At 69.8% G+C, this 22,333-nt stretch carries 19 protein-coding genes; 13 read left to right on the top strand and 6 right to left on the bottom strand.

All coding sequences use genetic code 11. The features are described from left to right. Positions 1–360: 360 nt before the first annotated feature. The gene (locus ACZ6WN_RS30150) at positions 361–540 is read right to left on the bottom strand and encodes a hypothetical protein (RefSeq protein ID WP_465869948.1); all 180 of its coding nucleotides are present in this window, start codon (positions 538–540) and stop codon (positions 361–363) included. A gap of 17 nt (positions 541–557) precedes the next feature. On the opposite strand from ACZ6WN_RS30150, the gene ACZ6WN_RS30145 reads away from it, so the two are divergent. After that, positions 558–1,172, top strand: a complete 615-nt coding sequence (locus ACZ6WN_RS30145; RefSeq protein ID WP_357337698.1) for a hypothetical protein — start codon at positions 558–560, stop codon at positions 1,170–1,172. Positions 1,173–1,185: 13 nt separating this feature from the next. Here ACZ6WN_RS30145 and ACZ6WN_RS30140 read toward each other — a convergent pair whose 3' ends face one another. Continuing rightward, the gene (locus tag ACZ6WN_RS30140; protein ID WP_465869946.1) at positions 1,186–1,818 is read right to left on the bottom strand and encodes a TetR/AcrR family transcriptional regulator; all 633 of its coding nucleotides are present in this window, start codon (positions 1,816–1,818) and stop codon (positions 1,186–1,188) included. 85 nt (positions 1,819–1,903) lie between these two features. Here ACZ6WN_RS30140 and ACZ6WN_RS30135 point away from each other — a divergent pair, with 85 nt between their 5' ends. Next, positions 1,904–3,313, top strand: coding sequence for an amidase (locus ACZ6WN_RS30135; RefSeq protein WP_465869944.1), 1,410 nt, complete (start codon positions 1,904–1,906; stop codon positions 3,311–3,313). Positions 3,314–3,319: 6 nt separating this feature from the next. Here the strand turns inward: ACZ6WN_RS30135 and ACZ6WN_RS30130 are convergent, their stop codons facing one another. Next, on the bottom strand, positions 3,320–4,708 hold the full coding sequence (locus tag ACZ6WN_RS30130) for an aspartate aminotransferase family protein (protein ID WP_465869943.1): 1,389 nt from the start codon (positions 4,706–4,708) through the stop codon (positions 3,320–3,322). Between the two features lie 117 nt (positions 4,709–4,825). Between ACZ6WN_RS30130 and ACZ6WN_RS30125 the strand changes: the two genes are divergently transcribed. From ACZ6WN_RS30125 to ispG, 5 genes are all read left to right on the top strand, one after another. Continuing rightward, the gene (locus ACZ6WN_RS30125; protein ID WP_465869941.1) at positions 4,826–6,268 is read left to right on the top strand and encodes a gamma-aminobutyraldehyde dehydrogenase; all 1,443 of its coding nucleotides are present in this window, start codon (positions 4,826–4,828) and stop codon (positions 6,266–6,268) included. Between the two features lie 141 nt (positions 6,269–6,409). Further along, a complete protein-coding gene (locus tag ACZ6WN_RS30120; RefSeq protein ID WP_465869940.1) occupies positions 6,410–8,446 on the top strand; it encodes an acyltransferase family protein in 2,037 nt (678 codons plus the stop codon). 205 nt (positions 8,447–8,651) lie between these two features. After that, entirely contained in the window at positions 8,652–9,761 is a 1,110-nt protein-coding gene (gene dxr, locus ACZ6WN_RS30115; protein WP_465869939.1) for a 1-deoxy-D-xylulose-5-phosphate reductoisomerase, read from the top strand. A 79-nt stretch (positions 9,762–9,840) separates the two neighbouring features. After that, the gene (locus ACZ6WN_RS30110) at positions 9,841–11,199 is read left to right on the top strand and encodes a M50 family metallopeptidase (protein WP_465869938.1); all 1,359 of its coding nucleotides are present in this window, start codon (positions 9,841–9,843) and stop codon (positions 11,197–11,199) included. Between the two features lie 22 nt (positions 11,200–11,221). Then, complete coding sequence (gene ispG, locus ACZ6WN_RS30105; protein WP_465869937.1) at positions 11,222–12,388, top strand: flavodoxin-dependent (E)-4-hydroxy-3-methylbut-2-enyl-diphosphate synthase; 1,167 nt, start codon at positions 11,222–11,224, stop codon at positions 12,386–12,388. Positions 12,389–12,583: 195 nt separating this feature from the next. On the opposite strand, the gene ACZ6WN_RS30100 is transcribed toward ispG, so the two are convergent. Both ACZ6WN_RS30100 and ACZ6WN_RS30095 read right to left on the bottom strand, forming a co-directional pair. Next, positions 12,584–12,997 carry a hypothetical protein gene (locus ACZ6WN_RS30100; RefSeq protein WP_465869935.1) on the bottom strand — a complete coding sequence of 138 codons (414 nt, stop codon included), beginning with the start codon at positions 12,995–12,997 and terminating at the stop codon, positions 12,584–12,586. Continuing rightward, positions 12,997–13,149, bottom strand: coding sequence for a hypothetical protein (locus ACZ6WN_RS30095; protein WP_357337715.1), 153 nt, complete (start codon positions 13,147–13,149; stop codon positions 12,997–12,999). Before ACZ6WN_RS30095 ends, ACZ6WN_RS30100 begins: the two co-directional genes overlap by 1 nt. A 221-nt stretch (positions 13,150–13,370) precedes the next feature. Here ACZ6WN_RS30095 and ACZ6WN_RS30090 point away from each other — a divergent pair, with 221 nt between their 5' ends. From ACZ6WN_RS30090 to ACZ6WN_RS30075, 4 genes are all read left to right on the top strand, one after another. Further along, the gene (locus tag ACZ6WN_RS30090; RefSeq protein ID WP_465869934.1) at positions 13,371–15,383 is read left to right on the top strand and encodes a P-loop NTPase family protein; all 2,013 of its coding nucleotides are present in this window, start codon (positions 13,371–13,373) and stop codon (positions 15,381–15,383) included. Further along, entirely contained in the window at positions 15,367–16,146 is a 780-nt protein-coding gene (locus tag ACZ6WN_RS30085; protein WP_465869933.1) for an SDR family NAD(P)-dependent oxidoreductase, read from the top strand. Before ACZ6WN_RS30090 ends, ACZ6WN_RS30085 begins: the two co-directional genes overlap by 17 nt. Positions 16,147–16,264: 118 nt before the next feature. Beyond that, on the top strand, positions 16,265–16,924 hold the full coding sequence (locus ACZ6WN_RS30080) for a hypothetical protein (protein ID WP_465869931.1): 660 nt from the start codon (positions 16,265–16,267) through the stop codon (positions 16,922–16,924). A 56-nt stretch (positions 16,925–16,980) separates the two neighbouring features. Beyond that, positions 16,981–17,826: a GNAT family N-acetyltransferase gene (locus ACZ6WN_RS30075; RefSeq protein ID WP_465869929.1), complete on the top strand. Its 846-nt coding sequence runs from the start codon at positions 16,981–16,983 to the stop codon at positions 17,824–17,826. 17 nt (positions 17,827–17,843) lie between these two features. Here the strand turns inward: ACZ6WN_RS30075 and ACZ6WN_RS30070 are convergent, their stop codons facing one another. After that, positions 17,844–18,848 (bottom strand): hypothetical protein, encoded by a 1,005-nt coding sequence (locus tag ACZ6WN_RS30070; RefSeq protein ID WP_465869927.1) that lies wholly within the window; start codon positions 18,846–18,848, stop codon positions 17,844–17,846. A 91-nt stretch (positions 18,849–18,939) separates the two neighbouring features. Between ACZ6WN_RS30070 and ACZ6WN_RS30065 the strand changes: the two genes are divergently transcribed. Together ACZ6WN_RS30065 and ACZ6WN_RS30060 are read left to right on the top strand one after the other, a co-directional pair. After that, positions 18,940–20,700 carry a proline--tRNA ligase gene (locus tag ACZ6WN_RS30065; RefSeq protein ID WP_465869925.1) on the top strand — a complete coding sequence of 587 codons (1,761 nt, stop codon included), beginning with the start codon at positions 18,940–18,942 and terminating at the stop codon, positions 20,698–20,700. Between the two features lie 116 nt (positions 20,701–20,816). Then, the gene (locus ACZ6WN_RS30060; protein WP_465869924.1) at positions 20,817–22,328 is read left to right on the top strand and encodes an acetyl-CoA hydrolase/transferase family protein; all 1,512 of its coding nucleotides are present in this window, start codon (positions 20,817–20,819) and stop codon (positions 22,326–22,328) included. Positions 22,329–22,333 lie beyond the last annotated feature (5 nt).

Here is a 22,333-nt window from a genome sequence, read left to right as displayed (position 1 = left end):
GACCGCGAAGCGGCCGGCGAAGCCGGCGGCCGCAGGCCGTCCTTGACTCCGGGGTCCGTCGAGAAGACCCTCGTGATCGGGTCGGCGGCCCAGGCGAGCCCCGAAGACACGGTCACGGGACAGGTGGTCTCGACAGGCTCGACCACCGAGAGCGAACGAATGCCGAGTCGGCGCATCTTGACCGGCTCGCTCGCTTCGCTTCGCGAGACACCGGTCAAGATCCGCCGACTCGGCAGGGGTTACACGCCGCCCTGCCACTGCTGTTCTCGACAAGCTCGACCACCGAAGGCCTGGTCTCGACAAGCTCGACCCCCGGAGCATGGGTCTCGACACGCTCGACCAGCCACAGAGCCCCAGCCGCTACGCCGCCGGGTGGTCGTACGCCGCCGCGACGCGCTCGCGGAGCTTGGCGTGGATCTCCTCCGGCGTGCGCTGCGTGCGCTGGCGGTGGTTGCGCGCGATGATGACGCCTGTCGCGGTGACTCCGGCCAGGCCGGCGAGACCGACGATCTTCCACACGCTTGCACTGCCGAAACTCATAGGACCCCCTGCTCACGATGTCTGACGACACCACTATCTCCCTTGCCGACGCCGTGGACCAGACCCGGACCGGTGATCTCTGGCTCTTCCGAGGCCGTTCGGTCGCCGACCGGGCGATCCGGATGCTCAGCAACGCACCCGTCAACCATGTCGGCATGGCGGTGGTGCTCGACGACCTGCCGCCGCTGATGTGGCATGCCGAGCTCGGGAAAGGGCTGCTCGATCTGTATACCGGCACCCACCACCGTGGCGTACAGCTCCATGATCTGCGTGCCGCGGTCGAGCAGTGGGCGGGCCGCTACGAGCAGCAGGTCTGGCTGCGTCAGCTCACCGCCGACATCGACCGCGAGCGGGAGGATGCCCTGCTGAGGACGATCGCGCGACTGGACGGCACCCCGTTCCCCTCGACGGCTGCCCTGGCCGGACGCTGGGCGCGGGGGAGGGTGCGTTCGAAGGCCGGGCTCGAGCAGGTCTTCTGCGCGGAGGTCGTGGCGGCGACGTACCAGGAGATGGGCCTGCTCGACGACGAGCGGCCGACCAACTACTACGACCCGGGTCGTTTCTGGTCCGGCGACCACCTGACCCTGCAGGACGGCGCCGTGCTGGGCAGCGAGGTCCGCGTCGTCGGCTGACCCCTGGCCGCGATCAGCGGGGGAGGTCCGCGTCGCGGCCCGCGAGGCGGAGGGCGAGGGAGACCTCTCCGCTCTCGACCAAGGTGCCGATGACGAGGGAACGGAGCCCGCGCAGCAGGGCGTCGGGGTCGACGAGGTCGGGGGCCGCGAGTGCGTGGAGCAGATAGCCGTGCACGAGGGCGAGCACGGAGTCGGGGTCCGTCCGGGTCGCGCCGGCGACGCTCGCCGCGCGCTCGGCGACCTCGCGACCGGCGGTGAGGACCTCGGCCACCACCGGACGGAACTGCGGCTCGCGGGCGGCGTGGAGCAACCCCTCCAGGAAGGCGAGCGAGTCGGTCGGCGGCGACATCAGCGCCGCCGCGAACGCCTCGGCCATCGCATCGGTGCCGGGCGAGGTCGCGGCGAGCTCGTCGACGAGCGTACGCAGCCGGGTGACGTCCTCGGCCACGCCCGTGCGCAGCGCCTCGGCGGCCAGGTCGGTGATCGAGTCGAAGAAGTAGCCGACGGTGGCCAGCGGCAGCCCGGCGCGCTCGGTCACGGCCCGGTGGGTGACCCCGGCCATGCCCTTCTCGGCAGCCACCTCGATGGTGGCGCGGACGAGGGCGTCGCGTCGCTGCCGGGCGCTGTCACCGTGCCGTCGCTTCATGGGCAGAGTGTTTCACGAGGGGCACGAGCCAGAAGTCTGGAAGATCTTCTAGACTTTTGGGAGTCGATCCAGCACGCTGTCCGACATGACCGCACCGCCCCGCGTACACGCCTTCACCGACGACGCCCTCGCCGACCACGACGCCGTCGAGCTCGCCCGCCTCGTCCGGACCGAGCAGCTGAGCGCGGGCGAGGTCGAGGCCGCGGCGGTCGCCCGGCTGCGAGCGGTCGTCCCGGAGCTGCACGCGATGGCGTACGAGGCCTACGACGCGCCGCGTCGCGCGGATGCCGACACCGGGCTGCTCCATGGTGTGCCGACCCTGCTCAAGGACAACACCGACCTGCTCGGGATGCCGACCAGCCACGGGTCGGAGGCGATCCGGGCGCGCCCGGCCGCCCGCGACGGGCGCTACACGACCCAGTTCCTCAGCACCGGAGTGACGGTGCTGGGCAAGAGCCGGATGCCCGAGTTCGGGCTGAACGCGACCACCGAGTTCCGCAGCGGGCCGCCCACACCCAATCCCTGGAACACACGCCACTCCGTCGGCGCCTCCTCCGGCGGTGCCGCGGCGCTGGTCGCCGCCGGAGCCGTGCCTCTCGCGCACGCCAACGACGGTGGTGGGTCCATCCGGATCCCGGCCGCGGCCGCCGGGCTGGTCGGGCTCAAGCCCAGCCGTGGCCGGCACATCGACGGCGAGACGGCGCGCACCCTGCCGATCAACATGGTCAGCGAGGGCGTGCTGACGCGCACCGTACGCGACACCGCGACCTTCCATGCCGCGCTCGAGCGGCACTGGCGCAACCCGGCCCTCCCGCCGCTCGGCCTGGTCGAGGGGCCTGCGCGGCGTCGGCTCCGGGTCGCGATGATCATGGAGTCGGTGACCGACGCCGTCGTGGACACGCCGACGAAGGCGGCGGTGGAACGGACCGCGACCCTGCTCGAGGAGCAGGGCCACAGCGTCGAGCCGGTCCCGGTCCCGATCGACGCCCGCTTCGGCGACGACTTCCTCAGCTACTGGGGTCTGCTCGCCTTCCTCGCCGGCAACCTGGGCCGCCTGACCATCGACCGGACCCTCGACAGCACCCGCCTCGACGGGCTCACCGACGGCCTCCGCCGCCGCTTCGCCGCCGGTGGCTGGCGAGGCACCGCCGCGGCCCTGCTCCGGCTGCGGCGGGCCGCGGCGGCGTACGCCACCGTCTTCGGCCAGCACGACGTGGTCCTGTGCCCGGTCGTCTCCGGCGTCACCCCGCCGCTGGGCCACCTCTCCCCGAACGTGCCGTTCGAGGAGCTCGTCGACCGGCTCCGGCGCCACGTCGCGTTCACGCCGCTGCAGAACATCACCGGCGCGCCGGCGATCTCGCTGCCGATGGGGCTCAGCGAGGAAGGGCTGCCGATCGGGGTCCAGCTCTCCGCGGCGTACGGCGACGAGCGGACCCTCCTCGAGCTCGCCTATGCCCTCGAGGAGCAGTCACCATGGCCCAAGATCCAGCCGTGAAGGCCGTCAGAGCATCGTCGAGGCCTTCTCCAGCACCCGGCGCAGGATCTGCTCCATCTCGTCGAACTCGGCCTGACCCACCGTCAGCGGCGGCGAGAGCTGGATGACCGGCTCGCCGCGGTCGTCGGCTCGGCAGTAGAGGCCCTCGGACCACAGCGCCTTGGAGACGTACCCGTAGAGGATCCGCTCGCACTCCTCCTCGGTGAAGGTCTCCTTGGTCGCGCGGTCCTTGACCAGCTCGATGCCGTAGAAGTAGCCGGTGCCACGTACGTCACCGACGACCGGCAGGTCCTTCAGCTTCTCCAGCGTGGCGCGGAACGCGGCCTCGTTGCGGCGTACGTTGCCCAGCAGGTCCTCGGCCTCGAAGAGGTCGAGGTTCGCCATCGCCACCGCGGTGGAGACGGGGTGACCGCCGAAGGTGTAACCGTGGTAGAAGGTCTCGTCCCCGGTCAGGAAGGGCTCCATCAGCCGGTCGGAGATGATCGTGGCGCCCAGAGGCGCGTAGCCCGAGGTCAGCCCCTTGGCGGAGGTGATCATGTCGGGCACGTAGCCGAACCGCTCCGCGCCGAACATCGTGCCGAGCCGGCCGTAGGCGCAGATGACCTCGTCGGAGACGAGGAGCACGTCGTGCTCGTCGCAGATCTCCCGCACCCGCGCGAAGTAGCCCGGGGGAGGCGGGAAGCAGCCGCCCGAGTTCTGCACCGGCTCCAGGAAGACCGCGGCGACGGTGTCGGGGCCCTCGGCGCGGATCGCGAAGTCGATCTGGTCGGCGCACCAGCGGCCGAACGCCTCGGGGTCGCTGCCGTCCATCAGCCCGCCGGTGATCTCGAAGGCTCGGTAGATGTTGGTGTTCGGCACCCGGAAGGTCGAGGGCACCAGCGGCTCGAACGGCGCCTTGATGTCGGCCAGGCCGGTGATCGACAGCGCCCCGTGCGTCGTGCCGTGGTAGGCGATGTTGCGCCCGATCACCTTGTGCTTGCCCGGCTTCCCGCGCAGCTTGAAGTAGTTCTTGGCGAGCTTCCACGCGGTCTCGACGGCCTCGGAGCCGGAGTTGGTGAAGAAGACGCGGTTCAGGTCGCCGGGTGCCAGTGAGGCCAGCCGCGCGGCCAGCTCGATGGCCGGCTCGTGGGCGTAGGACCACAGCGGGTGGAAGGCCAGCTGCTTGGCCTGCTCGGCGCCCGCGTCGGCGAGCTCCGCCCGCCCGTGGCCGACCTGGGTGACGAAGAGCCCCGCGAGCCCGTCGAGGTAGCGGTTGCCCTCGATGTCGTAGATGTAGGCGCCCTCGCCCCTGGCGATGATCGGCACATCGGCCTCGGCGTAGCTCGAATGCCGCGTGAAGTGCATCCAGAGGTGGTCCTTGGCGTCGCGCTGCAGCTGCTCGTGGTTGCCGGTCATGACTCCATGGTCACCCACCGCATCTGGCTTCCGCAAGCGAATCAGTCGCAAACCCCCATTTCCACTTCGGATTCGGTTGTGACATCCCTGTTACAGGAAGGAGTTAGTCTCTAGCGCATGGCAGACCAGACCTTCAGGAACGTGATCGGCGGCGAGCTGCGCGAGGCCGCCGACGCCGCGACGTACGACGTCGTCGACCCCGCCACCGGTGAGGTCTACGCGCAGGCCCCGATGTCGGGGGAGGCCGATGTCGACCAGGCGTACGCCGCCGCAGCATCGGCCTTCGAGACCTGGGGCGAGACCACACCCCAGGAGCGCAGTCTGGCTCTGCTCCGGATCGCCGACGCGATGGAGGCCCGCGCCGAGGAGCTGACCGCGGTGGAGGTCAAGGACACCGGCAAGCCGTTCCGGCTGACCCTGGAGGAGGAGCTGCCCCCGACGATCGACCACTTCCGGTTCTTCGCGGGCGCCGCCCGGACCCTGGAGGGGAAGAGTGCCGGCGAGTACATGACGGACCACACCTCCTGGATCCGTCGTGAGCCGATCGGCGTGATCGGGCAGGTCACGCCGTGGAACTACCCGCTCGCGATGATGTCGTGGAAGATCGCCCCGGCCCTGGCCGCCGGCAACACGGTCGTGCTCAAGCCCTCCGACACCACCCCGGCCAGCTCCGCGCTGCTGGCCGAGCTCGCCCAGGAGTTCCTGCCGCCGGGCGTGCTCAACCTCGTCACCGGCGACCGCGACACCGGCCGCGCCCTGATCCGCCACCAGACACCCCAGATGGTCGCCATCACCGGCTCGGTGCGCGCCGGCATGGAGGTCGCGGCGAGCGCCGCCCAGGACGTCAAGCGCGTCCACCTCGAGCTCGGCGGCAAGGCGCCGGTGATCGTCTTCGACGACGCCGACATCGACAAGGCGGTCGCCGGCATCGCCGCGGCGGGCTACTTCAACGCCGGTCAGGACTGCACGGCCGCCACCCGCGTGCTGGTGCAGGCGGGCGTCCACGACGAGTTCGTCGCGGCGCTGGCCGAGGCGGCCCGCAGCACCACGGTCGGCCTGCCGGCGGACAACCGCGACGTCGGCGCGCTCAACAACCCGGGCCAGCTCGCCCGCGTCGCGGGCATGGTCGACCGGCTCCCGGATCACGCGACGATCGCGGCCGGCGGCGCGCCGGCGCGGGTCGAGGGCGGCGAGAACGGCTACTTCTACCAGCCCACGGTCCTGGCCGGGCTCCGCCAGGACGACGAGCAGATCCAGCAGGAGATCTTCGGCCCGGTGATCACGGTGCAGCGGTTCACCGACGAGGCCGAGGCGCTGCGGTGCGCCAACGACGTCGACTACGGCCTGGGATCGAGCGTGTGGACCACCGACCACGCCACCGCCCTGCGGGTCAGCAAGCGCCTGGACTTCGGCGTGGTGTGGATCAACACCCACATCCCCTACATCTCCGAGATGCCCCACGGCGGCTTCAAGCACTCCGGCTACGGCAAGGACCTCTCCGTCTACGGATTCGAGGACTACACCCGGATCAAGCACGTGATGTCCTACATCGGAGGCTGACACCAAAAGAACAGGTCGACCTGCGACCCTCGATGTGCGAGCAGACCATGTCCGTGAAAGCATCGAGGGCCCGTTTCGCGCACCTCCGCGACTCGGACCCAGCAATGGAAAGCAGTCGACCCCACACGAGGTGCCCCCCACATGTCAGCCAAGCAATGGCGGACAGATGTCCAAGGTCTTCGGGCCGTTGCCGTAGGTCTGGTCGTCGCTGCCCATGCGGGCATCCCGCACACCGAGGGCGGCTTCGTCGGGGTGGACGTCTTCTTCGTCCTCTCCGGCTTCCTGATCACCACGCTGCTGCTGCGCGAAGCCGGTGAGAGCGGCACCGTCAGCATCCCGCAGTTCTACGCGCGCCGCGCCCGCCGCATCCTGCCGGCGGCGACCCTCGTGATCCTGGTCGTCCTGGCGTACGCCGCCTGGCAGCTGCCCACCACCCGGCTCACCGACGCGGCCGCCGACGGCACCTGGGCGGCGTTCTTCCTGGCCAACGTGCACTTCGCGGCCGAAGGCGTGCAGTACTTCCAGTCCAGCGAGCCCTCGCCCTTCCAGCACTACTGGTCGCTCTCGGTCGAGGAGCAGTTCTACCTCGTCTGGCCGGTGCTGGCGCTCCTGCTCATCCCCAGGCTGGGCCGCAAGGGCTTCGCGATCGTGGCCGCGGTGATCGCCGTCGTGAGCCTGGCCTGGTCGGTGTACGCCACCGGCGAGAACCCGACCGCCGCCTACTTCTCGACGCCCGCCCGCGCCTACGAGCTCGCCGCCGGCGCGCTGCTGGCCTGTTGGGGCGGCCGCCTCAAGGGAGCCGCGAGCGTCGCCGCCGGACTCGGTGGTGCCGCCGCGATCCTGGGCGCCACGGTCGTGTTCAGCGAGGCCACCCCGTTCCCGGGCTGGCAGGCACTGGTGCCCACCCTGGGCACGGTCGCGCTGCTGGCCGCCGGCGCCGAGGCCCCGACCGCGAGGGTGCTCGCGATCCGCCCGCTGCGCTACCTCGGCGACATCTCCTACTCCCTCTACCTGTGGCACTGGCCGTTGATCGTGCTGGCCCCTGAGCTCCTCCATCTCGGCAGCGCCGCGCTCGAGATGGCGGTCGCGGTGGCCGCCGCGCTGCTGCTCTCCGCGCTGAGCCACCGCTTCGTCGAGCTTCCCTTCCAGCGCAGGCAGGTGCCCGTGCTCTCGCACGGGCTCCGCTCCCTGACCCTGTGGCCGGTCGCGCTCGTGCTGGCGGTCGGCAGCGGCTGGTTGACCACCGGCTATGCCGCCTACTCCGAGAAGGAGCGGGTCGCCGAGGCGCAGGCCTGGTTCGCGGCCAACGAGGTCCCCGACACCGCCGCCGAGACCGGCGGCCCGCCGCAGGTGCAGCGTGAGCTCCGCGCGGCCCTCGAGATCGCCGACCGAGGTGGCCCGATCCCGCCGGCCGTGCTCGGCGAGGAGATCACCGAGGACCGGTGGCAGAAGACGTACGGCGACTGCTACGCCAACTACGGAGACACCCGCGGCTCCGACTGCACCCTCGGTGACACCGACGGGGAGAAGACCGTCGCCGTCGTCGGGGACTCCCATGCCGGGATGTGGCTGACCGCCTTCGACGACCTCGGCAAGGAGCACGGCTTCCGGGTCGTGCCGGTCGTCAAGGTCGGCTGCGCCCCCTACCCGGTCCAGCACCGCGGCAAGAAGATGACCCAGGCCGAGTGCGACGACTTCCGTGCCTGGTCGGCCGAGCGCCTCGAGCGCCTCGATCCCGACACGATCGTCTCGACGGCCCGCGGCCAGCTCTTCATGCCGAAGAGCTATGACGGGATGGATCGCGACGAGCAGTGGTCCAGGGCCGTACGCAGCACGGTGCAGGCCTATCGGGAGATCTCCCGCAAGGTGGTCGTCCTCGGCGACGTGCCCAAGGTCGACCAGAACCCCGCCGACTGTCTCAGCGACCCGGAGGCCGACCAGCGCTCCTGCCTCAGCGACCCGGACTCGCGCGAGACCAGCAGCAACGAGCTCACCGAGGCCGCGCTGAAGGGCACCGAGGCGGCGTACGTCGACACGCAGCGATTCGTGTGCGCCGAGGACCGCTGCCCGCTGGTCGTGGGGGAGAAGGTCACCTACTACGACGACTCGCACCTGACCGAGTCCTGGGTTCGCCATGTCACGCCGAGGCTCGGCGTGATCCTCGATTCCTTGATCTGACGCGAATTTAACTGGGACCCGCGTTGTGGGATTTGCCTTCGCGTGCATCTTTGTGGCTTAATTGTGGGCAGACGTTGCAAAACGTTTCATGCACAGCCCTGGACCCGTGGGGGAGTCCGGGGCTGTTGCTATTTCCCCTGAAGTTTTCCTGAGCCCGTCGGCAGCCGCTTGGCACCCTCTCAGCCTCTGCTGGGAGAATGGGCGGGTGAATCAGCAGCGACCACGCGACGTGGTGATCCTCGGCTCGACCGGGTCCATCGGCACCCAGGCCCTCGACCTGGTGCGGGCCAACCCGGACCGGTTCCGGGTCGTGGCGCTGACCGCGGGGGGATCCAACAAGGAGCTGTTCGAGGCGCAGGTGGCCGAGTTCGCGCCCAAGCTCTCCGGACTGGGGGAGGAGGCCTCGGTCGAGGCCGCCGCCCAGTCCGCCGACGTCGTGCTCAACGGGATCACCGGCGCCGTCGGGCTCCGCCCGACGCTGGCCGCGCTCGAGGCCGGCAACACGCTCGCCCTGGCCAACAAGGAGTCGCTGATCATCGGCGGGCCGCTGGTCAAGCGGGTCGCGCGCGAGGGCCAGATCGTCCCGGTCGACTCCGAGCACTCCGCGATCGCGCAGTCGTTGCGCGCCGGCCGTGCCGAGGAGGTGCGCAAGCTGGTGCTCACCGCGTCCGGCGGCCCCTTCCGTGGCCGCACCCGCGACGAGCTCGCCCAGGTCACCCCGGCGCAGGCGCTCAAGCACCCCAACTTCGCGATGGGGCGGGTGATCACGACCAACTCCGCCACCCTGGTCAACAAGGGGCTCGAGGTCATCGAGGCACACCTGCTCTTCGACGTACCCTTCGACCGGATCGAGGTTGTCGTCCACCCGCAGCAGTACATCCACTCGATGGTCGAGTTCACCGACGGCGCCGTGGTCGCCCAGCTCGGCCTGCCGACGATGCTGGTGCCGATCTCGATGGGGATGGCCTGGCCCGAGCGGGTGCCGGACGCCGAGACCCCGATCGACTGGACCAAGGCCGCCGACTGGCGCTTCGAGCCGCTCGACGACGACGCCTTCCCCGCGGTGCGGCTGGCCCGCGAGGCCGGCACCCGCGCCGGCACCCACCCCGCCGTCTACAACGCCGCCAACGAGGTCTGCGTCGACGCCTTCCACGAGGGCCGGATCCCGTTCCCCGGCATCGTGGACACGATTGCGGAGGTGATGACTCGCCATCACGGCGTACGCTCTGAAAGCACCCTCACCATCGAGGATGTGCTCGCCGCCGATGCCTGGGCGCGCGAAGAGGCCACCCGCATTCTGGAGACCCGCCCGTGAACGAGCGTCAGCGAGTGAACCACAAGTCCTTCACGCCGTCGCGTCCGTACTCTGGCGCTTGCGCTACGGAGGTGGCGGCGTGAGCGTTCTGCTCTACACGTTGGCCGTGATCGGCTTCGTCGTCGCGATCCTGGCTTCGATCGGGCTCCACGAGCTCGGCCACATGATCCCGGCGAAGGCGTTCGGCGGGAAGGTGACCCAGTACTTCATCGGCTTCGGGCCGACGGTGTGGTCCAAGCAGGTGGGGGAGACCGAGTACGGCCTCAAGGCGATCCCGCTCGGCGGTTACGTGAAGATCCTCGGGATGCTGCCGCCCGGCGCCGACCAGCTGGGGGAGCGCACCGAGGACGGTGCGCTCAAGGTGCGCAAGTCCAACACCGGCATGTTCACCCAGCTGATCAGCGACGCCCGCTCGGCCGAGTGGGAGCTGATCCGTCCCGAGGACGAGCCCCGGCTCTTCTACAAGATGTCGTGGTGGAAGAAGGTCATCGTGATGGCCGGCGGCCCCACGGTGAACATCGCGATCGCGTTCTTCGTGCTCTGGGGTGTCTTCGGCATCTACGGGGTCCGGGAGAACGTCGTCGACGAGGGGCATCCGGTCGTCTCCAGCCTGCAGGAGTGCCTGCTGAGCTGGGAGGACCAGGGCCGCGAGTGCCGCGCGAGCGACAAGCCGACCCCGGCCGCCGACGCCGGCCTGAAGCCGGGCGACGAGCTGATCTCGTTCAACGGCACCGAGCTGACCTCGTGGTCGGTCGCCCAGAAGCTGATCCGCGACAACATGGACGGCGATGCCACCATCGTGATCAAGCGCGACGGTGAGCAGATGACGCTGCACACCCAGACCGTCGTGCAGGAGCGCGTCAAGGACGTCGACGACACCAGCGCCGACCCGGAGACCGCGAAGGTCGGCTTCTTCGGCATGTCTCCCGAGTCGCACGTGGTGACGACCAAGGAGGGGCCGGTCTACGCGCTCAAGGAGATGGGTGCGATGGCCGAGAACGCCGTCCACTCGCTGCTGAGGCTCCCGGTCAAGGTCTGGCACGTCGCGCTCGCGATCGTCGGTGTCGAGGAGCGCTCGGCCGACAGCCCGGTCAGCATCGTCGGCGGGGGCCGCATCGCCGGCGAGATCGCCGCCCACGAGGGCCTCGACGTCGGCGAGAAGGTCGCCAGCTTCGCGTTCCTGGTCGGTGGCTTCAACCTCTTCATCGGCATCTTCAACTTCGTCCCGCTGCTGCCGCTCGACGGCGGTCACATCGCGACGGCGCTGTGGGAAGGCATCCGCCGCGCCTTCGCCAAGGTCTTCCGGCGGCCCGACCCCGGGCATGCCGACCCGGCGAAGCTCTTGCCGGTGGCGTACGTCGTGGCCTCGGCGCTCCTGGTGATGGGTGTTGTCCTGATCGTCGCCGACCTCGTCGTCCCGCTTCATCTCCAGGCCTGACCCGCACGTAGAATTGGTAGACATGACGTCGATCCCCACGCCGACAAGCCTCGGTATGCCGGAGGCACCCGCCCCGGTGCTCGCCCCCCGCCGCAAGACCCGCCAGATCAAGGTGGGTTCGGTGGGCGTCGGCAGCGAGAGCCCGATCTCCGTGCAGTCGATGACGACCACGCTCACCTCCGACGTCAACTCCACGCTGCAGCAGATCGCCGAGCTCACCGCGTCGGGCTGCGACATCGTCCGGGTCGCCTGCCCGAGCCAGGACGACGCCGACGCGCTGCCGGCGATCGCCAAGAAGTCCCAGATCCCGGTGATCGCCGACATCCACTTCCAGCCGAAGTACGTCTTCGCCGCCATCGAGGCCGGCTGCGCCGCGGTCCGGGTCAACCCCGGCAACATCCGCAAGTTCGACGACCAGGTCAAGGAGATCGCCGCGGCCGCGAAGGACCACGGCACGAGCATCCGGATCGGCGTCAACGCGGGCTCGCTCGACAGGCGGCTGCTGGAGAAGTACGGCAAGGCCACCCCCGAGGCGCTGGTCGAGTCGGCGATCTGGGAGGCGAGCCTCTTCGAGGAGCACGGCTTCAACGACTTCAAGATCTCGGTCAAGCACAACGACCCGGTCGTGATGGTGCGCGCCTACGAGCTGCTCGCCGAGGCAGGCGACTGGCCGCTCCACCTCGGCGTCACCGAGGCCGGCCCGGCCTTCCAGGGGACGATCAAGTCCGCGGTCGCCTTCGGCCACCTGCTCAGCCAGGGCATCGGCGACACCATCCGCGTCTCGCTCTCGGCCCCGCCGGTCGAGGAGGTCAAGGTCGGCATCCAGATCCTGGAGTCGCTCAACCTCAAGCCGCGCCGCCTCGAGATCGTCTCCTGCCCGTCCTGCGGCCGCGCCCAGGTCGACGTCTACACGCTCGCCGAACAGGTCACCGCCGGCCTCGACGGCCTCGAGGTCCCGCTGCGGGTCGCGGTCATGGGCTGCGTCGTCAACGGCCCCGGCGAGGCCCGCGAGGCCGACCTCGGTGTCGCCTCCGGCAACGGCAAGGGCCAGATCTTCGTCAAGGGCGAGGTCATCAAGACCGTCCCCGAGGCCGCCATCGTCGAGACCCTGATCGAAGAGGCGATGAAGATCGCCGAGGGCATGGAGCCCGTCGAGGGCGGCGGCGCTCAGGTCTCCGTCAGCGGCTGAGGTGTGGATGTTCACCGAGGTAACTCGGTGAACGGTCGCTGCCTTCGTGGAACTCGACGAAGGCAGTGCGCACTCACCGAGTTACCTCGGTGAGCATCCCGCGGCGTACGCAGGAAGCCCGGTCCTCAGTCGGACCGGGCTTCCGTCTTCTGCTCCGAGACGTCCCCCTGCGTACGCCTCGAAGATCGGGTGGTCTCACCAGTGCATCAGCCTGGAGACGAGGCCGAGGAACCCGAGGTGGAGCAGGGCTCCGAGCGGGTCCGTGGTGACCAGGTGGCCCCAGGCGAGCGCGGCCTGGCCCATCTGGTTTCCGAGGGCCGTGGCGAACCCGTCCAGCCCGCCGTGGGTCCACAGGTGGACGACGACGAACCGGATGCCCGGCACGACCAGGAACAGGACGAGTGCGGCCTTGACCGGCAGGATCCAGGACAGCGAACCGCTGCCGGTGGAGCGCAGGTTGCCGGTGCGCACCCAGCGGGTGCCGCTGGTGCCGTTGAAGCGGACCTTGGTGCGGCCTGCGGCGGTGGCGACGACGACACCGCGCTTCCCGGAGCGGGTGCCGCCGCGGGCCCGGACGGTCTCGCCGGGGCGCATGAAGTTGCTGATCATCACCGCACTCCTTCCGTGAGGACGACGGACACGGACGAGGTGCCGGCGGCTGCCTGGCACGTGGGCGGCTCGGCGCTGAGCAGCTGGTTGAAGCCGAACACGACAAGAAGCGTGACGGCGAAGGTAGCGATGCTGAACTTGTGGTTCCTCATGGTCATCATCTCCTTCAGCGGTGGGGCCCGGTAGGTGGGGCCGGCGCTGTCCCGGTGGGGACATCTCCACGGTGGCGGAGGCCACATCTGACCCGCCAGAGGGCGGGTGGGAGTGGGGACGAAGTAAAGACAGTCCCAGGCCAGTTGGGACGTTTCTGGGACAGAATTGGGACGGCTGCGAGATACTCTCAACCGCGTCCGCGACGACTCGGCGAGGGGTAATGACCGACGAATCTCTCTCACCTGAGCAGTTCAACGGCGAATTGCGCGCCTGGGTCCGCCAGGTCACCGGAAAAGCTGACGGTGGCGCCGGTGTGGCGATGGCCCGGAGCACCTTCTACCGGCGTACGTCAGGCTCGAAGCTGATGCCTCTGGACGAGCTCATCCGCGTGGTCGGCGGCGCGGTGCCCCGCACCCTGGACCCGGCCCACCGGGGAGAGTGGATCCGGAAGAACACCGGGATCTGGCAGGCGAAGTGGTGGAAGGCGTACTCCTGGCGGGGCGAGGACACCGCGCAGCTCGGCCCCGTGCTGGCCCCCGCCGCACCGGTGGCACCGGTGGCACCGGTGCCCGCGACCAGCTCCCGGCTGACCTTCCCGCGGGCACGGGTGGCGGCGCTGAGCGGACTGACGACGCAGGAGCCCACGATCCCGCTCAGCGAGGCGCTCGGCCGGTGGCTGCAGAACCCCGAGTCCAACCTCTTCTTCCTCACCGGCCCCTCCGGCTCGGGAAAGACGGTCGAGGCCAGGGAGTGGACCGCATCGAAGGAGCAGGTGCGCTACATCAGCCTGCGCGACGGCGCGGTCGACTACGGTGCCCTGGTCGACGAGGACCGCTCGCCGATCGTCATCGACGACTTCGACCTGATCTCCTCCAGCGCCGAGGAGCACGGCGTCACCCGGCCCGACCTGAGCGAGCTGCGCCCGGCCTTCGGCCGCGGTGGGCGGTTCGTGGTGATCAGCAAGCGCAACCTGCAGACCGAGCGCGACGAGCTCGCCGAGCAGCTGCGCAGCCCGGCCCGGCTGGAGGACCTCGGGGTCGAGTCGGCGGTGGTCGTACGCGTCGAGCCGATCTCCCCGGTCGAGGTGCGCGCGCTCGGCGAGGAGCGCGGCGGTGACGACAGGCTGCGCAACCTGGCCGCGGAGATGGAGCGCGGCGGCGGGTTCTTCCCGGCGACCCCGATGGTGCTCAAGCAGCTCTACGCCTCCCTGGAGGAGGGTGCGCCGGCGCCCCGGACCCAGTGGGACGGCTACACGGTCCATCTCAAGCACGTCTGCGGGCAGCCGTGGGACCGGAAGAGCTCACGCATCCCCAGCCGGGTGCGGTTCCAGACCTACCGGGACATCGCCTGGGACCTGTTCACCGGCATGGACGAGCCGACCTCGCAGGAGCAGGACCTGATCCCGGTCCCGCGCGTCTCGGAGTGGCTCTTCGCCAACCTGCAGCGCGACCTCGACATCACTCGGCAGCGGGACTTCCTGACGTACGAATGGATCGCGGACCTGCTCGACCACTCCGAGGTCTTCGGCGTGACCGGCCGGACCAAGGACTCGGTGGAGTCGGCGGAGTTCGCCCACGAGACCTTCTACCAGTACTTCGTCGCCGAGGGCATCCGCGACCGGCTGCGCGACGGGCACGGCATGGCGCTCGACGGCGCCCGTTTCGCGGACATGCACATGGGCCCGTTGGTGATGACCTTCCTCAAGGCCGGGTTCCAGCCCGGTGACCTCGACGCCGTGGCCCGGCTGAGCGTACGCGAGAGCCTGTCCTGGATGGACCGGCTGATCTGCCTCTACCTGACCGAGGAGCGCGAGGACTACGGCGACCTCCTCGACCAGGCGCCCGAGCGCTACTGGGACGAGCTGGAGTTCGTGCTGGAGGCGTTCCGCTCGCTATTCCTGCGGAAGGCGGCGATGTTCCAGCTGATCCTGCGCGGCCGGGTGCCGGTCGACGGCTACCTCCAGATCCTGGACCGTGAGGAGGATCCAGGTGCGGTCGCCCGCGAGCGTGACGTGCTCGGCTGGGGCACCGACATCACCGACGCCCTGGTCCGTCGGCTGCACCATCCGGTCCTCGCGCCGGCGATTCCGATTACCGCGTACCGGCTCGGGCAAATGGGTGATATCACTTGCGTGAGCCATCTCGAAGGTCTCACTGGTCTGCCGCCCGCCCATCAGTATGTGGTGAGGTCGGCGATCCACCGGATCAAGGAGCGCCATGAGCACAGCGTCTGAGTCAGGCACCCCGCCGCGAGCTCCCGTGCTCGTCCTCGGCGCGACCGGCGACCTCGGCAGCGCGGTCGCGCGCCGGCTCAGCGCAGAGGGCACGCCGGTGATCCTGCACGCCTACAGCCGCACCACCGAGCTGGCCTACCTGGCCGACGAGACCGGTGCCCTCGCCCGTGTGGACGGCGACCTGACCACCGACGGCGGCGTGGACGCCCTGGCCGAGACGCTGGCCGGGTTCCGGACGCTGTCCGGGCTCATCAACTGCTCCGGCATCAACCCCAGCCCCGACACGGTCGCCGAGATCGACCGGTCCGAGTGGCAGCTCACCCTCGACCTCAACCTGACCTCGGCGTGGCGCACCGCTTCGCTGGCGCTGCCGAAGCTTCGCGCGGCCCGGTCCGGGGCGGTCGTCCTGGTCAGCTCCGTCTTCGGGATCCGTACGCCGTCGCGACGGGCCGCCTACGGCGTGTCCAAGCATGCGCTGACCGGGCTCGCCCAGGCGATCGCGCAGGAGGAGGAGGGCATCGTCCGGGCCAACGTCGTCGCACCGGGCCCGATGTGGAGCGAGTCGTCCCGGCAGGTCTTCGTCAAGCACGCTCGCAAGGAGGGGGTGACCGTCGACCAGTACATCTCCTACCGGGCCGCGCGCATCCCCGGACACCGGTTCGTCACCGCCGACGCCGTCGCGAAGGTCTGCGTCTTCCTCGCCTCCGACATGGCCGGTGCCATCAACGGCCAGTGCGTGGTCGCTGACGGTGGCGAATACTGACCCGCGGCGCGCAATCTGCAATTAACCCGAGATGCCACTGATGCGACGTCGTGCTGTCTAGGCTTCGCCTAGCGCCTCCACACGTCTTTTGTTTCCCCTCTTCAGACTGGCGACAACGTTGACCAATTTCTGGCTTGCCATCGATCACGCAGACGATGCGCTGTTCCGCACCCCGGACTCCTCCGACATCAGGCCCGGCATCCTCGATCTGGTGGCCGACACCCCCGGCTGGGGCATCGTCGTGCGTCCCGCACAGGGCCACGGCGACGTACGCCGTGAGCTCGCGTGCGCCGGGCTCCCCGACATCGGCGCCGTCGATGAGCTCGTCGTCCCGCCGAGGACGACGGACGCGGTGAAGGTCGGCTTCGACGATCCGCGGACCGGGTGTGCGGCGATGGCGCTCGACATCCTGGAGCACCTCCCCGGCTACGACCGGGTCTTCCTCGAGCCCTACTGCACGACGCCGGGCTGTCTCGAGGACCTGGCCGTCCTCGCCACCCGATCACCGTGCGACGGCATCGTGCTCAAGCTCAAGGTCAACGACGAGGGTCTCGAGAGCATCGACTGTGCCGACCTCGGCAGGGCGTCCTGGGTCGCGCGATCCGACGGGATGGGCTGGGACGACTTCAGCGAGCGGCTGCCGCGGGTCCGAGAGCTCGGCGCCCGCGGTGTGATGGTGGGCCGGGCGGTCTGGGGAGACACCGGCGAGGCCGGCCAGGACGTACGCCTCAAGACCATCCGCGAGCGAATGCACACGATCGAACGGATCTTTGCCTGATCCGGTCCGCGAGCCGCAAGGGGACGTACAACCGGATTGGCCCTAGGCTCGGTGACATGCTCACGACGCGCCAGGGGATCCGCCCGCTGCATGCGGGTGATCTCAGCGCGTTCCTGGACCTGACCGCGCAGGATCCGGTGGTCAACGTGTTCGCCGAATACCGGGCGCGCACCACCAACCTCGAGCCGCGCTGGCTCGGCGGTGAGATCTGGGGCCGCTGGGACGGCGGCGACCTGGTCGCGGCCTGTCACGTAGGCGCCAACCTGGTCCCGATCCAGGCCACCGAGGAGGATGCGTACGCCTTCGGTGAGCGTGCCCGTGACCGCGTACGCACCGTCTCGACGATCGTCGGACGGCAGGCCGCGGTGCGGTCGCTGTGGGGGGCGATCGGCGAGTCCTGGGGGACTCCGCGCGACCAGCGCTGGGAGCAGCCCCATCTCGAGCAGCAGCTGCAGAGCCTGGTCGAGCCCGACCCGTTCGTGCGCCGGACCGTCCGTGCCGACATGGACGTCCTCTACCCGGCGTGCGTGGCGATGTACACCGAAGAGGTCGGGATCTCGCCGGAGACCGGCGGCGGCCGCGACCTCTACCGTGCCCGCGTGCTCCAGCTGATCTCCCGCGGGTGGTCCTTCGCGCGGATCGAGGACGGCGAGGTCGTCTTCAAGGCCGAGGTCGCCTGCGCGACCCCCGAGGCCGCCCAGATCCAAGGTGTCTGGGTGCCCGCGCACCGTCGCGGCGAGGGCCTCGCTGCCCGCGGGATGGCCGCCGTCTGCGACATCGTCCGCAACGAGATCGCCCCGCGCGTCTCCCTCTACGTCAACGAGTGGAACGCCCCCGCGCGCCGTGCCTACGAGCGGGCCGGCTTCCTCGAGACGGCCCGCTTCTCCACCATCATGTTCTGATCCTGCGATGTTCTGATTCAGTACGCCCGCCAGGCGCGCTCGCACTTGTCGACCTCGCAGCGCACCAGCCACGCGTTGTCGCTGTCGGCCGGGTAGGACCGCATCAGGATCCGGGTGTTGGTCTCCCAGGCGTACGTCCACAGCGCGTTCGGGTTGCGGTAGGTGGTCAGCAGCGTCCCGTGGATGCTGCGACGCCGGACCACGACGAGGTCCTCGTGTGCGATCGCATCGGTCGCGAAACGGGCGCCGTCGGGCGAGAAGGACGCCACCGCCTCGCGGCAGCCGCGCCACAGCGTGGTGCCCGGAGCGGAGAGGGTGGAGACCACCGTGCAGGCGTCGGGCGCCGCCGGGTTCTTGGTGTAGGTCGCCAGCCTGTTGAGGGCGAAGCCGCCTGCGTACGCCGCCCGGGAGGCGATCGTCTTGACCGTGCCCCCCTTCCAGTCCCAGATCATCGTGCGCGGGATGCTGTAGCCGCCCACGAGCACGCGGGTGCCGCTGACATCGATCGGGTCGGGCCTGGTGGACGCCTTGAAGGTGCGCCGGGCGATGACCGCGCCGGTGGTGGGGTTGCGAACCTGAGCCTGGATCCCGCCGCTGGTCAGCGTCTTCGCGGTCAGCAGGTAGCGGCCGTCGGCCGACAGCCTGGCCTGGTCCGCGTAGTACATGTCGGTGAGCGACCGCTGCGGGACACCGATCTGCACCCGGATGATCCGGTCGATGTTGCGGTTGCGGGCGCGCAGCACGAACCCGCTCCCGGAGCGACCCAGGATGGTGAAGTCATCGAGCTCGTCGCCGACGTGCTTCACCGGCGTCTTCGTGCCCGTCTTCGGGTCGACGACCACGACCGTCGTGTCCGAGGGACGGTCGAGGTAGGGAACGGTCGGGCCCTTGCCGATCGGCAGGGGTAGGGGACGTACGTCGACGGTGGGTGCCGCCGCAGAAGCCGGTGACAGGAGCGTCACCAGGAGCATGAGAGCAGCAAGGATGGCCGTGGCCAGTGCCGGGATTCGGATACCTCTCATGAAAGTAAAGATGCGCCGGGCCCTGCCGGGGTTGCAACGCCAATTCCAACCGGTTCGCGGGACCGGTCCGGTCCGCCGTACTCTTGCCCGCATGATCGCCCGTATGTCGACCCTGTTCGTGCGGACCCTGCGTGAGGATCCCGCGGACGCCGAGGTCGCGAGCCACAAGCTGCTTGTCCGTGCCGGGTACATCCGCCGCGCTGCTCCGGGGATCTACTCGTGGCTGCCGCTCGGTCTGCGGGTGCTCGGCAAGGTCGAGGGGATCATCCGCGAGGAGATGGCCGCGATCGGTGCCCAGGAGGTGCACTTCCCGGCGCTGCTGCCGCGCGAGCCCTACGAGGCGACCGGCCGCTGGACGGAGTACGGCGACGGCATCTTCCGGCTCAAGGACCGCAAGGAGGCCGACTACCTGCTCGGGCCCACGCACGAGGAGATGTTCACGCTCCTGGTCAAGGACCTCTACGGCTCCTACAAGGACCTGCCGCTGGCGATCTACCAGATCCAGACGAAGTACCGTGACGAGGCGCGTCCCCGCGCGGGGCTGCTGCGCGGGCGCGAGTTCATCATGAAGGACTCCTACTCCTTCGACTACACCGACGAGGGGCTCTCGGCGGCCTACGACGCCCACCGCGCGGCGTACGTCAAGGTCTTCGACCGCCTCGGGTTCGAGTACGTCATCGTCAAGGCGACCTCCGGCGCGATGGGCGGCTCGGCCTCCGAGGAGTTCCTGGCCGTCTCCGAGGCCGGCGAGGACACGTTCGTCCGCTCGCCCGGCGGCTACGCCGCCAACGTCGAGGCGGTCACGACCCTGGCCCCCGAGCCGATCTCCTACGAGGGCGTGCCGGCTGCCCACGCCGAGGACACCCCCGACACCCCGACGATCCAGACCCTCGTCGACCACCTCAACGAGGCGTACCCGCGCGAGGACCGGCCCTGGGAGGCCGGCGACACGCTGAAGAACGTCCTCGTGATGCTGCGCCACCCCGACGGCACCTCCGAGCCGCTCGCGATCGGCCTGCCCGGTGACCGCGAGGTCGACATCAAGCGCCTCGAGGGCCAGCTGGAGCCGATCGAGGTCGAGCCCATGGACGACGTCGAGCTCAAGAAGCACCCCGAGCTCGTCAAGGGCTACATCGGCCCCCAGGCGCTGGGGGAGGAGTCGGCCTCCGGCATCCGCTACCTCGTCGACCCCCGCGTGGTCACCGGCACCCGCTGGGTCACCGGCGCCAACGTCGAGGGCAAGCACGTCATCGACCTGGTCGCCGGTCGCGACTTCACCCCCGACGGCACCATCGAGGCCGCCGAGGTCCGCGAGGGCGACCCGGCTCCCGACGGCTCCGGCCCGCTGACGCTGGCCCGCGGCATCGAGATGGGTCACGTCTTCCAGCTCGGCCGCAAGTACGCCGACGCGCTGGGCCTGCAGGTGCTCGACGAGAACGGCAAGCTGGTCACCGTCACGATGGGCTCCTACGGCATCGGCGTCACCCGCGCCGTGGCCGCCATCGCCGAGGGCACCCTCGACGACATCGGTCTCGCCTGGCCCCGCAACGTCGCTCCGTACGACATCCACCTGGTCGCCACCGGCAAGGACACCGCCGTCTTCGAGGCCGCGGCCTCGCTCGCCGCTGAGCTCGAGGCCGCCGGCATCGACGTGCTCTACGACGACCGTCCCAAGGTCTCGCCGGGCGTGAAGTTCAAGGACGCCGAGCTCATCGGCGTGCCGACGATCGTCACCGTCGGCAAGGGTCTGGTCGAGGGCAAGGTCGAGGTCAAGGACCGTCGGAGCGGCGAGAAGACCGAGGTCGCCCTCGCCGACGCCGTCGCCCACCTCACCGAGGTCGTCCGCGGCTGAGCCACCCCGCCCGATCGGTCGTTGTGGGAGACGAGACGTGAGTTTCGTCTCCCACAACTGCGTTCCGGCCGCCGCTTCGGCGGGCGCGAGGCTCGTGGTGAGGCAAGATCGACCCCATGACGGGAGACAGGATCCTCGACCGTGGGCTCGCCGGACGACTGATGAGTGCCGCGGAGGCGGCCGAGCAGATCGGCCCGGGGCAGACCGTGGGCTTCTCCGGGTTCACCGGAGCCGGACACCCGAAGGCGGTGCCGGCGGCCCTGGCGGAGCGGATGCGCGCGGCTCATGCGAAGGGCGAGGAGTTCCGGGTCCAGGCGTGGACCGGGGCCTCGACCGCACCCGACCTCGACGGCGCGCTCGCCGAGGCGCACGGCGTCTCCAAGCGACTGCCCTACAACGGTGACCCGCTGCTGCGCCAGCAGATCAACGCGGGGGAGGTCGAGTACGTCGACGTACATCTGTCCCACGTCGCCCAGCACAGCTGGTTCGGCTTCTACGGGGATCTCGACGTGGCGGTGGTCGAGGTGGCCGCGATCCTGCCCAACGGGCTGCTCGTGCCCACCTCGAGCGTCGGCAACAACAAGACCTGGCTGGACAACGCCGACAGGGTGATCCTGGAGGTCAACAGCTGGCAGCCACGCGGGTTCGAGGGCTTCCACGACATCTACTACGGCACCCGGCTCCCGCCGCAGCGGGCGCCGATCCAGCTGACCACGCCGATGCAGCGGATCGGCGACCCCTACCTCCGGGTCGATCCCGCGAAGGTGGTCGCCGTCGTCGAGACCGACCAGCCCGACCGCAACTCGCCGCTGCGCCCGATCGACGACCAGAGCCGTGCGATGGCCGACCTCCTCGTGGACTTCCTGCGTCACGAGGTACGCAACGACCGGCTGCACCCGAGCCTGCTCCCGCTCCAGGCGGGCGTGGGCAACGTCGCCAACGCCGTCCTCGCCGGCCTCCTGGACGCCGAGTTCGAGCATCTGACGGCCTACACCGAGACGATCCAGGACGGCCTCCTCGACCTGCTCGACTCGGGCAAGCTGATCGGCGTCTCCTCGACGTCCTTCGGGCTCTCCGAGGAGGGCGCACAGCGCTTCAACGACGACATCCACCACTACAAGGGACGCATCCTGCTGCGGCCGCAGGAGATCTCCAACCACCCCGAGGTCGTCCGGCGGCTGGGGCTGATCGCGATCAACGGGATGGTCGAGGCCGACATCTACGGCAACGTGAACTCCACCCATGTCGCCGGTTCCTCGATCGTCAACGGCATCGGTGGCTCGGGCGACTTCGCCCGCAACGCCTACCTCAACTTCTTCGTGTCCCCCTCGACCGCGAAGAACGGCGCGATCTCCTCGATCGTGCCGTTCGCGAGCCACGTCGACCACACGGAGCACGACGTGCAGGTCGTGATCACCGAGCAGGGGCTGGCCGACCTGCGTGGCCTCTCGCCCCGTGCGCGGGCACGCAAGATCATCGGCAGCTGCGCCCACCCCGACTACCGCGACCGGCTCACCGACTACTTCGAGCGGGCCCAGCGCGAGCGTCCCGACGCCCTGCACACGCCGCACCTCCTCGGCGAGGCGCTCTCCTGGCATCGCTCCTATGTGGAGACCGGACATATGTGAGTCCG

Source organism: Nocardioides sp. NPDC054178, assembly GCF_055585005.1.
Note: the sequence above shows the minus strand (reverse complement) of the source record. Positions and strands in the feature narration are given on the sequence as shown.

Excerpts from the sequence above, each read along its gene's own strand:
- ACZ6WN_RS30150 (WP_465869948.1), bottom strand. The coding sequence starts at position 540 with ATGAGTTTCGGCAGTGCAAGCGTGTGGAAGATCGTCGGTCTCGCCGGC.
- ACZ6WN_RS30145 (WP_357337698.1), top strand. The coding sequence starts at position 558 with ATGTCTGACGACACCACTATCTCCCTTGCCGACGCCGTGGACCAGACC.
- ACZ6WN_RS30140 (WP_465869946.1), bottom strand. The coding sequence starts at position 1,818 with ATGAAGCGACGGCACGGTGACAGCGCCCGGCAGCGACGCGACGCCCTC.
- ACZ6WN_RS30135 (WP_465869944.1), top strand. The coding sequence starts at position 1,904 with ATGACCGCACCGCCCCGCGTACACGCCTTCACCGACGACGCCCTCGCC.
- ACZ6WN_RS30130 (WP_465869943.1), bottom strand. The coding sequence starts at position 4,708 with ATGACCGGCAACCACGAGCAGCTGCAGCGCGACGCCAAGGACCACCTC.
- ACZ6WN_RS30125 (WP_465869941.1), top strand. The coding sequence starts at position 4,826 with ATGGCAGACCAGACCTTCAGGAACGTGATCGGCGGCGAGCTGCGCGAG.
- ACZ6WN_RS30120 (WP_465869940.1), top strand. The coding sequence starts at position 6,410 with ATGTCAGCCAAGCAATGGCGGACAGATGTCCAAGGTCTTCGGGCCGTT.
- ispG (WP_465869937.1), top strand. The coding sequence starts at position 11,222 with ATGACGTCGATCCCCACGCCGACAAGCCTCGGTATGCCGGAGGCACCC.
- ACZ6WN_RS30100 (WP_465869935.1), bottom strand. The coding sequence starts at position 12,997 with ATGATCAGCAACTTCATGCGCCCCGGCGAGACCGTCCGGGCCCGCGGC.
- ACZ6WN_RS30095 (WP_357337715.1), bottom strand. The coding sequence starts at position 13,149 with ATGAGGAACCACAAGTTCAGCATCGCTACCTTCGCCGTCACGCTTCTT.
- ACZ6WN_RS30090 (WP_465869934.1), top strand. The coding sequence starts at position 13,371 with ATGACCGACGAATCTCTCTCACCTGAGCAGTTCAACGGCGAATTGCGC.
- ACZ6WN_RS30085 (WP_465869933.1), top strand. The coding sequence starts at position 15,367 with ATGAGCACAGCGTCTGAGTCAGGCACCCCGCCGCGAGCTCCCGTGCTC.
- ACZ6WN_RS30075 (WP_465869929.1), top strand. The coding sequence starts at position 16,981 with ATGCTCACGACGCGCCAGGGGATCCGCCCGCTGCATGCGGGTGATCTC.
- ACZ6WN_RS30070 (WP_465869927.1), bottom strand. The coding sequence starts at position 18,848 with ATGAGAGGTATCCGAATCCCGGCACTGGCCACGGCCATCCTTGCTGCT.
- ACZ6WN_RS30065 (WP_465869925.1), top strand. The coding sequence starts at position 18,940 with ATGATCGCCCGTATGTCGACCCTGTTCGTGCGGACCCTGCGTGAGGAT.
- ACZ6WN_RS30060 (WP_465869924.1), top strand. The coding sequence starts at position 20,817 with ATGACGGGAGACAGGATCCTCGACCGTGGGCTCGCCGGACGACTGATG.